14 protein-coding genes are annotated in these 12,848 nt (G+C 24.8%); 9 read left to right on the forward strand and 5 right to left on the reverse strand.

The features are described from left to right. The first annotated feature begins 2 nt into the window (after window positions 1-2). Genes ABXT72_RS00685 through rfaD form a run of 3 tightly spaced genes read left to right on the forward strand, consistent with a single transcriptional unit; the run spans window position 3 to window position 2,449 of the window. On the forward strand, window positions 3-995 hold the full coding sequence (locus ABXT72_RS00685; protein ID WP_415278430.1) for a bifunctional heptose 7-phosphate kinase/heptose 1-phosphate adenyltransferase: 993 nt from the start codon (window positions 3-5) through the stop codon (window positions 993-995). Between the two features lie 48 nt (window positions 996-1,043). Continuing rightward, window positions 1,044-1,511, forward strand: coding sequence for a D-glycero-beta-D-manno-heptose 1-phosphate adenylyltransferase (gene rfaE2, locus ABXT72_RS00690; RefSeq protein WP_415278431.1), 468 nt, complete (start codon window positions 1,044-1,046; stop codon window positions 1,509-1,511). Continuing rightward, entirely contained in the window at window positions 1,508-2,449 is a 942-nt protein-coding gene (gene rfaD / locus ABXT72_RS00695; protein WP_415278432.1) for an ADP-glyceromanno-heptose 6-epimerase, read from the forward strand. The genes rfaE2 and rfaD overlap by 4 nt, the downstream gene beginning before the upstream one ends. Window positions 2,450-2,451: 2 nt before the next feature. On the opposite strand, the gene ABXT72_RS00700 is transcribed toward rfaD, so the two are convergent. Beyond that, complete coding sequence (locus tag ABXT72_RS00700; RefSeq protein ID WP_415278433.1) at window positions 2,452-3,741, reverse strand: nucleotide sugar dehydrogenase; 1,290 nt, start codon at window positions 3,739-3,741, stop codon at window positions 2,452-2,454. A 40-nt stretch (window positions 3,742-3,781) separates the two neighbouring features. On the opposite strand from ABXT72_RS00700, the gene ABXT72_RS00705 reads away from it, so the two are divergent. Then, window positions 3,782-5,305: a hypothetical protein gene (locus tag ABXT72_RS00705; protein ID WP_415278434.1), complete on the forward strand. Its 1,524-nt coding sequence runs from the start codon at window positions 3,782-3,784 to the stop codon at window positions 5,303-5,305. Between the two features lie 56 nt (window positions 5,306-5,361). After that, window positions 5,362-6,231, forward strand: a complete 870-nt coding sequence (locus ABXT72_RS00710; RefSeq protein WP_415278435.1) for a phytanoyl-CoA dioxygenase family protein — start codon at window positions 5,362-5,364, stop codon at window positions 6,229-6,231. A gap of 22 nt (window positions 6,232-6,253) precedes the next feature. Here ABXT72_RS00710 and ABXT72_RS00715 read toward each other — a convergent pair whose 3' ends face one another. The 4 genes from ABXT72_RS00715 to ABXT72_RS00730 are packed head-to-tail and all read right to left on the reverse strand — an operon-like array spanning window position 6,254 to window position 8,322. Then, window positions 6,254-6,397 (reverse strand): hypothetical protein, encoded by a 144-nt coding sequence (locus ABXT72_RS00715; RefSeq protein WP_415278436.1) that lies wholly within the window; start codon window positions 6,395-6,397, stop codon window positions 6,254-6,256. A gap of 47 nt (window positions 6,398-6,444) precedes the next feature. Further along, window positions 6,445-7,323: a DapH/DapD/GlmU-related protein gene (locus tag ABXT72_RS00720; protein WP_415278437.1), complete on the reverse strand. Its 879-nt coding sequence runs from the start codon at window positions 7,321-7,323 to the stop codon at window positions 6,445-6,447. Then, window positions 7,310-8,071: a hypothetical protein gene (locus ABXT72_RS00725; RefSeq protein WP_415278438.1), complete on the reverse strand. Its 762-nt coding sequence runs from the start codon at window positions 8,069-8,071 to the stop codon at window positions 7,310-7,312. Before ABXT72_RS00725 ends, ABXT72_RS00720 begins: the two co-directional genes overlap by 14 nt. Before the next feature lie 2 nt (window positions 8,072-8,073). Further along, window positions 8,074-8,322, reverse strand: a complete 249-nt coding sequence (locus tag ABXT72_RS00730) for a hypothetical protein (RefSeq protein WP_415278439.1) — start codon at window positions 8,320-8,322, stop codon at window positions 8,074-8,076. A 168-nt stretch (window positions 8,323-8,490) separates the two neighbouring features. Here ABXT72_RS00730 and ABXT72_RS00735 point away from each other — a divergent pair, with 168 nt between their 5' ends. Genes ABXT72_RS00735 through ABXT72_RS00750 form a run of 4 tightly spaced genes read left to right on the forward strand, consistent with a single transcriptional unit; the run spans window position 8,491 to window position 12,835 of the window. Next, window positions 8,491-9,624 carry an LPS biosynthesis protein gene (locus ABXT72_RS00735; protein ID WP_415278440.1) on the forward strand — a complete coding sequence of 378 codons (1,134 nt, stop codon included), beginning with the start codon at window positions 8,491-8,493 and terminating at the stop codon, window positions 9,622-9,624. Continuing rightward, on the forward strand, window positions 9,624-10,652 hold the full coding sequence (locus tag ABXT72_RS00740; RefSeq protein ID WP_415278441.1) for a hypothetical protein: 1,029 nt from the start codon (window positions 9,624-9,626) through the stop codon (window positions 10,650-10,652). Before ABXT72_RS00735 ends, ABXT72_RS00740 begins: the two co-directional genes overlap by 1 nt. A gap of 50 nt (window positions 10,653-10,702) precedes the next feature. Next, the gene (locus ABXT72_RS00745; protein WP_415278442.1) at window positions 10,703-11,866 is read left to right on the forward strand and encodes a hypothetical protein; all 1,164 of its coding nucleotides are present in this window, start codon (window positions 10,703-10,705) and stop codon (window positions 11,864-11,866) included. Between the two features lie 12 nt (window positions 11,867-11,878). Then, window positions 11,879-12,835: an NAD-dependent epimerase/dehydratase family protein gene (locus ABXT72_RS00750; protein ID WP_415278443.1), complete on the forward strand. Its 957-nt coding sequence runs from the start codon at window positions 11,879-11,881 to the stop codon at window positions 12,833-12,835. Window positions 12,836-12,848: the final 13 nt, after the last annotated feature.

Below are 12,848 nucleotides of genomic sequence, written 5' to 3' on the forward strand. Positions count from 1 at the left end.
TTATGAACAATTTGGCAAACAAACAGGATATTTTAAAAAATTTATCCAAAAAAAAAGTTATTGTGATGGGTGATTTATTTATAGATGAATATATTTTTGGTTTAACTAATCGAATATCTCCAGAAGCTCCAGTACCAGTAGTGAATTTTAAAAATTCAAAAATAAATTTAGGTGGTGCGGGAAATGTTATTGCAAACTTATCAAATTTAAATTTAAATGTAATTCCAATCAGTATTTTAGGTACTGATAATATTTCAGATAAAATTGAAAATTTTTTAAATAAACGAAAAATATCTACTAAAGGTATCTTTAAAGATAAAAGATATAATGGAATTAAAAAAACTAGAGTAATGGTAAAAAATTATCAAATTGTAAGAATTGATTATGAAAATATTAATGAAAATATTACTGTACATTATTTCAATAAAATTAAAAAATTTATTGACCAAAATATTTCTAATTTAGATTTTTTAATAATAAGTGATTATGGAAAAGGTTTTTGTGACAAAAAAATTGTAAAATACGTAATAAAATTATGTAAAAAAAAAAAAGTAAAAGTTTTAATTGATCCTCGTAAGAAGCTTGGTGATTATTCGATATATCGTAATGCTGATTATATAAGCCCTAATCTTGGAGAGTTGAGATCAATTTTCCCAAATCTTAAAGATGAAAATAAGGAAATTATGAAAAGTTGTAAAAAACTTTTAAATAAGCTTAATATTAAAAACATAATTGTTACAAGAGGGTCCAAAGGCATTTCCTTTATTGATAAAGACAACTTTAAAAATTTAGACTCAGATGCTAAGGAGGTTTTTGATGTTTCGGGTGCTGGAGATACTGTTATTGCAACATTTTCAACTTGTTTGGCACTAGGTTTGAGTGCTACACAATCACTAAAAATTTCCAATAAATGTGCAGGGAGTGTAATTTCTAAAATTGGAACACAACCAATTGAAATTAATGATTTTGTAAATTATTTGCTCAAGGAAAATTAAAAAATACAATAAGTAAAAATATTAAAGTTTTAAATAAAGCATATTATTATGAAAAAGATTACGCTTAAATATTTTAAAAATAAACTAAGAAATAATTTGAAATTTAAAAAAATTGTAATGACAAATGGATGTTTTGACATAATTCATTCTGGTCATGTTGATTATCTTCAAAAATCAAAAAAACTTGGAGATGTATTATTGGTAGCAATTAATGCAGACATTTCAATAAAAAATTTGAAAGGTAAAAATCGTCCTATAAATAATTTAAGTGATAGAATAAAAGTTCTTACATCAATAAGCTTTGTAGACTACATCATATCTTTTAAATCCAAAACTCCAGAAAGATTATATAAATTAATAAAACCAAACATTATAACAAAAGGTGGGGATTATAAAAAAAGTAATATAGCAGGATTAAATCATGTTTTAGAAAATGGAGGTAAGCTTAAATTGATACCACTAACGAAAAATAAATCGACTTCTGATATAATAAATAAAATAAAAAATTTTAAATGATTATTTGTACTGGTGGTTCAGGCTTTATTGGATCTAATTTAATAAGAGAGCTTAATAAAAAAAAAATTAGAAATATTTTGATTGTAGATCAAAAATTAAAGAAGCCACCAAAAGATCTTAAATATAAAAGCTTTATCTCAAGAGAAGATTTTTTAAAAAAAATAAATAATAGTAATTTTTTATCTAAAATAAAATTTGTTTACCATTTAGGAGCTAATAGTAGCACAAGTGGAAAAGACATAAATGATTATATGGTTAATAATTTTTTATTTTCAAAAAAATTAATTGAAAAATGCATTAAGCATAAAATTAAAATAATTTATGCATCTTCAGCCTCAGTGTATGGGACAAAAACAAAAAATTTTAAAGAGTCAACATACCCACTTTATCCAGAAAATTTCTATGCAATATCTAAAGCAATGGTTGATTATTATGTTTTGGGAATTTTAAATAAGATACCATCATCTAAAATTATAGGCTTAAGATATTTTAATGTTTATGGTCCAGGTGAGAGCCAAAAAAAAAATATGGCAAGTGTTATGTATAATTTTTGTAAGCAAATTAAAAAAAATAATATTATAAAATTATTTAAGGGTAGTGATGGTTTTGAAGATGGAGAACAGAAAAGAGATTTTGTTCATATTGATGATTGTATTAAAGTTAATTTATGGTTAACAAAAAATTTTAAATCAGGAATTTATAATGTTGGTACCGGAAAGGCAGAAAGCTTTAATAGAGTTGCAAATTTAATTAAAAAATTTTTAGGTAATAACAAAACTAAGATAAAATATGTAAAAATTTCAAAAGATATCGCTGATAATTATCAGTCCTACACCCAAGCAAATATTATAGAAATTAGAAAAAGTGGATACAATAAAAATTTTATTGGCATACAAGATGGAGTTATCAGCTATGTTAAAAAGCTTAGTAAGAAGTAAGCTTATACTGTCTTGACATTTTCATTAATTTTAAAAAAATTTCTTGTATCAAAAATTATATTACAATTTTTTTGAATGAAATTTTTATTATAATAATTGTGATCTGTTAACATTAATATTGTATTATATTCTCTTAGGTTTTTTTTAGAAATTTTTTGTGAAAAATAACTTTTGTTTAAATTTTTTGATTTTAAAATTGGAATATATTCATCATTATAAATAAAATTTATTTTTTTCTTTTCAAATAGATTAATTATTTTTATAATTGGACTTTCTCTAAGATCATTAATATTTTTTTTATATGCTGCACCCAGTATAAATATTTTTTTATTTTCAATTTTAGTTTTATTTAAGTATTTTTTTATATGTAAGAATATTCGTTGTGGCATGTCATTATTTATCTTTACAGCTAAATTTATTATATCAGTTGTAAAATTATTCTTTTTTGCTAACCAAGATAAGTACATTGGATCAATGGGTATGCAGTGACCTCCAACACCTGGTCCAGGATAAAATGCCTGAAAACCAAAGGGTTTAGTTTTACAACATTTAATGATGTCAAATATGTTTAAATCAATTTTATCTGCTAATATCTTTGCCTCATTAGCAAGAGCTATATTTACGTTTCGATATGTGTTTTCATAAAGTTTTGAAAATTCTGCTGTTTCAATATTTTTCGCTTTATAAACGTTATCTATAAATTGTTTGTAGAATAGATCTGTAAGATACGCACATTGGTTTGAATATCCTGAGACCACTTTATTGATTTTTTTTAAAGAAAAATATTTATTTCCAGGGTCTTCTCTTTCAGGAGAATAACCAACAAAAAAATTTTTCCCAACTATTATTTTATTACCTTTAATTTTATCAACAATAAGACTCTTGGTTGTACCGGGGTATGTCGAGCTCTCCAAAATAATTAGTTGGTTTGGTCTAATATATTTTAAAATATTCTGAATTACGTTTTTAATATCAGATAAATCTGGATTATTGTTTTTAAGAGGTGTCGGTACACAAATAACAATTATATCAGTTTCTTCTATCTTTTTAAATGTATTAAATAAGAATAAATTTTTACTATCAATTTTTTTTTTAAAATTGAATCTTTTTACAGCAGCAATTTTAATCTTATTTAATTTTATTTCTTTAATTCTTGATAGATTTTTTTCGAAACCAAAAACCTTGAATTTTTTATTTAACAGTGCTTTACACAAAGGAAGACCCACATAACCCAATCCAATAACTGCAACTGTCGCTGTATTATTTTTAATCTTTGTTGTTAATGTATTCATTTATGTTATAAAAATTTATTAATATCCAGTTCTTGACGCAATGTTGAATTTTAAAGATTTAAATACAAAAAAAATTAAAAATTCATACTTATATTTTCTAACTTTTTACTCAGTTTCTCTCTCTTATGCTACTTTTCTTGATATACCTACAAGATATCTTGTTTATTCTTTAGTATTTTTTTTATTATTTAATCTTAAAAAATTCATAATAAAAAATATACTCATAAGTTGTATTTTTATTATTTTAATTTTTCATTTATTAATTCAAAATCCATCTAATACTGCAATTATTTCATTATTTTTGTCATTTTTTTTATTTATTCTAGTATTTGAAAATATTAATTTTTTCAAAAAAAACCTAATAAAAATTTTTTATTATTCATTTTTTTTTGTAACAATTTATTTAATTTTAGGTTTTTGTTTAGACCAAAATATAGTAGATCAATATTCTTATAGAGACAGATGGGGTAGAAATTTTTTTGAATTAAGTTATGGATCATGCCAAGGCTTACTTTTGAATGAATCTAAACTTTTTTTTTCAGAAACTTCTCACATAGCTATAAGCTACGTTACACTTTTTGGGTCTTTTCTATTCTATGAAAAAAATTTTAAAATAAAGATAATTTTTACTTTAATATATTCGATAATTTGTTTAATGATATTTTCAATTACTATATGGATTGGAAATATTATTTTATCTTTATTATTTATATTTTTCTATAGTAAAGATTTATTAAAAGAGAAATTTTTAATTTTTTTACCATTAATAATATTAACTATATTTGTTTCACTATATCCAGAAAAATGTCTTGAAAAAATTTATGAATTAAAATCAAATATTAAAGAAGAAAATTTCCAAAATTTATTTGAAAAAAGTACTTCAGATAGCTTTACTAGTAAAATAAAATTAAAGTATAACCGCAATAATGCTAAAAAAATAATATCTGATCAAGAAAGTAAAATTAAAGTTAAAAAAAAACGAAATGCATATGCTGACACTAAAGAATATAAAGCTTTATTAAATAAAGAATTAGAAAAAGTAGGCAAAGAAATTGAGGAGCTTTCTTTAAAAAAAAAGTTAAATTTACTTCTTAAAGTTGATTCTATGTATGATGAAATTATAGGTGTAAAAGAGTTTATTAACCCAACTTCTTTTGCATTTAAATTTCATGTCCATCTTGTTCTAAAGAATTTAAAAGAAAATCCTTTTGGTAAAGGTTTTAATAATTATGAAAAAAATTATAAAATATTAGAGACACATAAAGTTAATACACTAGGTAGGCAAAAAGGGTTTATCAATTTGAATTATAATGATGGCTCTTCAAATGGTATAAAGTTGTTGGGAGAATTTGGTTTAATTCTTATAGTTCCATTATTAATTTTTTTCAATTTTCTTATATCTAAATCAATAGACAGAAAATTAAAAATAATATGTTTATCATTGGTTATTATCCAGTTATTTAGAGGGGCTGGATACTTTAATTCAGGTTTTATTTTGATAGGATTTATAATTATTTGTTTATCTATTAAATCAAAAAATATCTTTTTAAAAAAAGATATTTAATAGCTCAATTAAAGCTTTTATTTTCTATATTATCTTTTTTATGTTATGAAACTTATATGCCAATCGAAACGTTAAAGAATTACAACTTTCAAAAAGATGGTTTCAAGTGCTTACCCCTTTCTTCACATCAGGACATAAACAAAATAGAAATTGATTTTTATAATAGGATTTTACTTCAGGCTTATAAATTGCGTATAATAAAAAATGCTAATTTTATTGAGTTTCCTAATAAAATTAATTTAAATTTATTAATTAAATTAGTGATAGCTATTAATAAAAAAAATAAAAGATCTTTAGATTTCGTAACATCTGAATTGAGAGAAAGTCCATCAATATATAATTTAGTTAATGAAAATTTTGTTGATAATTTTAGTAAGGTTTTAAATTGTCCTAAATCTCTCCTCAAGATTCATTTCGATGGTATATTAATTAACCTTCCATCTAATAAATCCAGACTTTACAAATTTCACTCAGAAAAACATTATTATCCATTTAGAAAAAATTTTGTGAATTTTTGGATGCCAATGTTTTTTGATAAAAATATCAAGAATGGAACAATGGTCGTTAAAGATAAATCACACGTAAAAAATTATAGTTTTAATGAATATAGTGGATTTGATAAAAAAGAAAAATTTGATCCTAATCAAAAACATTTTTTTCATCAATTTGAAGTTCCTACAAATGAAGTAAAAGAGTTTAAAAATTTTTATATGAAAATTAAAAAAAATATTGGTGTAATATTTCATTCAAATCTTGTTCATGCCTCAACAATAAATCAAACAAAAAAGCCAAGCTTTGCTTTGGTTGCAAGAGTCTATGATTACAGAAAAGATATGACTCTATCAGATGTAACAGGTATTAAACCATATAGTAAAAATTCAGCAGACTCTGGTTTTCCAGATTTAAGAGCATTTACTAAAAAGTAGATTTTAATTAATGATTATTTGTTCAAATTTTCTCAAATATATTTTTACATATATCTTCAGCTTTTAAGTACAGGTCTATATCGCAACCAAGCCATTCAACCATTTTTGTCTCTTCATTAACAGGTGATCTTCCTAAATAATTTCCCCCCTCCAGGTGAAGAGCCATAGGGATAATTTGATTTTTATAGATAAGTGATGATTGCTATTGTTGATTTATTCGACTTTTCTTATAAATTTCGCTGGACATCCAAATACTAATGCATTTTTTTTTACATCTTTAGTCACAACTGAACCAGCACCTACAAAACATCCATCTGCTAGTTTAACTCCATTTCTTATAGTTGCGTTTAGTCCAAAAAATACATTAGATCCAGTTAATACCGAACCTCCAAATGTAACATTTGCTGTAATAATATTTTCTGAACCAATAGAGCATGAATGGGCTATGTGAACACCACAATCTAACTTTGTGTCAGAACCGATTTGAGTCATCTTTTCACCTATTCCCTGATTAATTGTGCATAGAGCGCCCATTTCTACATTTTCATTAATAACAACACCACCTTTGTGAGAAATTATAATTTTACCAAAAATAGTATCTTTCACTTCTAGTCCGTTACTACCAATAACACAACCTGGACCTATCTTTGTACCTTTCTTAATTACCACTCCCTCTTTAATTATGACGTTATCATCGATAATTACATCATCCTCAATGATTACACCAGTTTTTGAAATACTAGTATTGTTGCCAATAACACAATTAGGGTTGATTATTGATTTGCTATGTAACTTTTTGGCTCTCTCCAGGAATTCATATAATGACCAGAATACAAAAGATGGTTTTTTTACAATTATAGCTGAAAATTTGTATTCATACGAATCTTCCTCTCGGACAAAAATGTATGCTCTTTTAGGAATATTGATATCAGACAACATTTTTTTTGCTTCAACATATGCAACAGAACCATTCTTAAGAGGAGTATCAAGAAGTTGAAGTTTCTTTGCGTTCTGTAATTTTGTAATTGTGACATCTTTGAGCCCCAAAGCTCTACAGATTTCATTAAACTCAGAGAAGTTAGAGTATAGCATCACATTTACCATTAATTATTTCACCAATATTTTTAAAAATTGATCGTACACCCATATTTTTAGTATCTCGAAGTTTTATTAATTCTTGTGGATTATTTAAAAACTTACGTGATTTTTCATAATGACGGATATCAGTTGTGTTTAGATACAAATGTATGGGGTGAAATGTCAAAACGTTAAGTTTTTCAGATTGTAGTATTTTTGGTAGGTGAATGATTGGATCTTTATCATTCAAAGTGAACCACACATCATCTTCCCATGTTATTGGCACATGAAGTAATCCAGAGTATTCTTTCCAAAAATTTGGAAATTTTTTTTTAGTCTCATGAGATATGAAACTACTTTCAATTAAAAAATCATTTTTTTGGAATAATGCTTTTAAACGTGAACTTGTTGTGAGACTATGAGATCTTATAATTTTAACTCCAGAATAACACTGTGTTAATCTTTTTAATACTTCAACGGAGTTCCTACCATTACTTGCATCACCATTTAAAAGTTTTTCAAAGTTTGGATGTAGTCCAAATTCATAATTGTTTTCTCTGAATATCTTCTTCAGTAATGGTGACTCATGTGTTAAAAATAAGGTGGGGTTTATCCCCAGCTTATGCGCAAGTGTTAACGCATCCTCCAATACATAGTCGGGCGCCCAATCAATGTCGAAGCTAATTATTGTTGACCCATATAATTGCTTATCACTTTTATTTGCAAGAGTGCCAAATTTTATTTGTTTATAGATTTTTTTCATTTCTATATGCGTTTAAATCTATGACCAACCTTAATTGCTGAAACTTTAATACGCTTTGGTAGCATTTGATTAGGCAACTTTTCACCTAAAAAGGTTTTTAAAGCAACTTTATTAATTTTATTTGCTTGATTGATATTCAATGTTTTTTTTCCATTAACTTTAAAAACTATAAACATCCAAGCAATAAAGTCAAATTCCTTACAATCACCCTTTGCTCTTATAATTAAATTTATTTGATTTTTGTTCTCCATTTTTAATATTTGCTATATAATCGGCTTTATTTAAACTTTTGATTTATTAACTTATTTAGCAATATTAATTAAAGTCCCTTTTTCTCTAGCTTTATTAAAAGAGTGATAAAAGAATGATATTGCAATTACTAAATAATGATTTAAGTAATTTTAAATAAACTAAAAATGATGACCATTTGTTCAAAGTGTTATTACGATAATAATTATCCAGAAATTACTTTTGATAAAAATAATGTTTGTAATTATTGTATTCAAATCGAAAGTCTTGCAAACGAATATGGAACAGGAAGAGAGAAAGGTATTAAAAAATTTCAACAAATTATTAATGAAATAAAAGTAAATCAAAAAAATAAAAAGTATGATTGTGTAGTTGGTGTTAGTGGGGGTACAGACTCCTCGTATATGCTGCACTTATTAAAGGAGGAGTATAAATTAAGAGTTCTTGCAGTTCATTATGATAATACATGGAATACTGAGATTTCCACCAGAAATATTTATGCAATGATTAATAAATTGAATATAGATTTAATTACCCATGTTGTAGATAACAAAGAGGCAGATGATATCTTAAAATCTTTTTTTATGTCTGGAGTGGCAGAAATTGATGGACCTACAGACTTGGCAGTGGCTTTTGTTTTAAGAACAGCGGCAAAAAAACATGGAATTAAGTACATTTTTGAGGGACATTCTTTTTTAGAGGAGGGAATAACCCCACTAACAAATAACTATTTTGATGGAAAATTTATTGAGTCAATTCACAAAAAGTTTGGCGAAATGAAGATGCAAAATTATCCACTAATGACTTTTAGAAAATTTGTTACTTCAATAATTTTTGATAGAGTTAAATTAATAAGACCTTTTTGGTATATTAATTATCAAAAAGAAATGGCAATTGAATTTTTGTCAAAAAATTATGATTGGAAGTATTATGATGGTCATCATTTAGAAAATAGAATGACAGCGTTTTACCATCTAATTTATTTGCCAAAAAGATTTAATAAAAGTTTAAAAATAAATACAATTGCAGCAAAAGTTAGAAACAAAGCAATTAGTAGAAAACAAGCAGAAGAGTTAATAAATAAAGAAGATAAAGCATCAAAAGATATTGAGGTTTATTTTAAAAAAAGACTTAATTTATCTGATAATGAATATGGATATTATATGGGTGCTCCATTAAAAAATTGGAAAGACTTTCCTAATGATAAAAAAAAATTCGAAATTATGAGGCCATTGTTTTTTGTTGCTCAAAAATTTAATTTAGTTCCGAAATCATTTTATCTGAAATATTGTTTTAAAAAATAATGAAAAAATATTTTCTATTGTTAATAATTCTATCAATACTAATAATTTATTTTACAAATAAAAATACTATCAATTCAGATAGAGAAAAAATTATCGAAAATCAAAACTCAATTGAACCAAATGCATTTTCAGGGAAATTAATAGAAGGTAATCTTTTTTTTAAACCAGTTGAAACTGAAAAAGATATAGAAAGATTTAATAATTTAATTTTTATGGGAGTTAATAAAGATTTACTTAAAAAAATAGATATTTCTATTTTAGATGAAAAAGAAATTTTAGATGATGAAAAATTACCAATTACAAAAATAGATTTTGAACTTCTTGGTAAAACATATTGGTCATTTGCATATGGGAAAAAAAATAAGTCACAAAAAGCTATATTGATTATTCCTGGAAGTGGATCCAATCAATCTTCTAAAATATATATGAATGATAAAGATAACTATCACTATGGATTAAAACATAGTTTTGAAAAAAATTTTGATGTTTATGTGTTTATCAAACCAAATGAAGATTATTTAGCTATGCACAACACATATAATAAAATTAATTATGATTATATATACAATTGGCATATTAATAAAGGTGGCTCTTATTCTTTTTCTTACATTGTTCAATCAATAGCATTTTCCAAATATTTGAAAAAAAACTACGACCAAATTGTTGTTGCAGGACTATCACAAGGAGGTGAAGCTGCTTTTATTAACTCTCTTTATTCAGATCCAGACTTTTCTATTATTTCATCAGGTTTAAGCGCTTATCATAAAAACTTAGAATTTGCCGGAAGAGGTCAAATCATTATCCCAAACAAATTTATTTATAATGAAAAAATATTAAGAGAAAATTTTAGTGACCTGAAAACAAATTTTTTTTTCTCATGGGGCGTAAATGATACATCTGAGGAATATAAGAGAGAGACAAAGTCCAATAAAACTTGTAATTTCTTTAAAAAACTAATTAACTTAACTTGTTATTATGGCGAAGGTCATGAATTTCCTGTTAATGCAATTGAGGTTCATTTAAATTAAGTGAAATTGGTTATAAAAATTTAATTGGTTAATACGTAATTATAAAAAATATGAACATAAAATATATAAAAAAGTTTTTGCACACATTAGAAGTGTTGATATTTTATTTTACTTTTTTTTTATGTAGATTATTTATTAGGAAAAATGTCATCTCTTGGACTTTGGGTGTAACAGAAAATTGTAAAAACATGTATTATTTTAATAAAATAATCCCAAACAGTTATACAGCCTGCTTTAATAGTGATTATTACACACCACAATTAACTTATAATTTTCTTTATAAAAAAAAAAAATTTTTTTTTTTAAATAGATTATCTAGATTTTTTATTGGCCCAATATTATTTGCGATACTATGTATTAAATCAAAAAACTTTCTGTTTTTTTGGAATGATGGTTTTTTAAGTTTTGATGAAAATAGAGAGTTTCAATTTAAATTTCTTAAAAAAAATAAAAAAAAAGTTGCATGTTTTTTTTGTGGCTCAGAAATTAGATCTTATTATTGTTCACTAAAACTAGAAAAAAAATTTAATTTAGATAATCAAATTAGATATAGGTTACTAGGACAAGGCAAAAAAAATATTAATGATTTTGAAATGAGACTCAAAGAGTTTTGTAAAATAACTGATAAATATGCCGATATAATTTTTAACTATGAAACTGATCAAATAAGTTATTTAAAAAAAAAATGTTATCCATTTTTTTATAATTTTGAATCAAAAAAATTTCAACTAGATTTGAAAAAATTTAATAATTTAAAAACAGTTAAAATTGTTCATGCTCCAACAAATCCTATTATCAAAGGCACTCCAATAATTAGAGCAGTAATTCAGAAACTAAAAAAATTAAATTATAATATAGAATATCATGAGTTAGTTGATTTAAAAAATTCAGAAGTTTTAAAAGAACTTAAAGATGCACATATTGTGATAAATGAATTATATGGTTATTCACCTGGACTTTTCTCTATAGAGGGTATGTTTAGTTCCTGTATGGTTATAACCTCAGCCTCTGAAAAATTTGAAAAATTACTTCCTAAAAATAGTTCTAAAAGTTGGGTAGTTGGAAACTATCTTAACTTAGAGAAACAATTACTTTACTATTTAAATAGAAAAGAAAAAATTAGAATTATTGCGGAAAAAGGTTATAAATGGGCACAAACAAATGCCAATTTAGAAAAAAATAAATTAATAATAAATAAAATCTTAAATTCTTAATTTATTCTAGATATGGAACTATCAAATAAAAAATTTTTACTAATAGGTGGAGCTGGATTTATCGGTTCACACACAGCCGAACTATTAATCAAAGAAGATATTAAAGAATTGTTAATATATGACAATTTTACAAGAGGAAAAATTGAAAACTTAAAAAATGTAATAGACGATAAAAGAGTAAAAATTTTTGATTTGGCAGGAGATATATGTCAACCAGATCTATTAGATAAAAGTATGGAGGGTATTGATGGTGTTTTCCATTATGCAGCGTTATGGCTTTTACATTGTCAGGATTATCCTGCCTCAGCTTTTAAAACTAACATTGAAGGAACCTTTAATGTGATCAATTCTTGCATAAAACATAATGTTAAAAAATTTGTATTTTCTTCATCGGCTTCTGTCTATGGAGATGCAGTCTTTGAACCTATGACTGAAGAACATCCCTTAAATAATAAAAATTTTTATGGAGCAACAAAAATATGTGGAGAAGCAATTATAAATGCATATCATCATAGATACAATATGCCTTATGTTGGGTTAAGATACATGAATGTTTATGGACCAAGGCAAGATACGAAAGGAGCCTATGTTGCTGTAATTTTAAAGATATTACAAAATATAAAAAATAATACTGAACCAACTATTTATGGTGATGGAAGTCAATCATATGACTTTATTAGTGTTCGTGATTGCGCAAAAGCAAACATTTGTGCGATGAAATCTAATCAAAATAATGGATTTTATAATGTAGCCACAGGAAAAAAAACCTCACTATTAGATTTAACAAAAAAAATACTTGATCTAAAAAAATCTAATTTACAAATAAATTTTGATAAACAAAAAAACTCATTTGTAAATAATAGAGTTGGATCAATTGAAAAGGCAGCTAAAGATTTAAGTTTTAATTATGAGGTTGATTTAGAATCAGGTTTAAAGGATCTTATTCAATGGTATGATTCAAATAATTAAGTATATCTAGTTT

Source organism: Candidatus Pelagibacter sp. Uisw_094 (assembly GCF_047729535.1).
In the GTDB taxonomy this organism is placed as follows: Bacteria; Pseudomonadota; Alphaproteobacteria; order Pelagibacterales; family Pelagibacteraceae; genus Pelagibacter.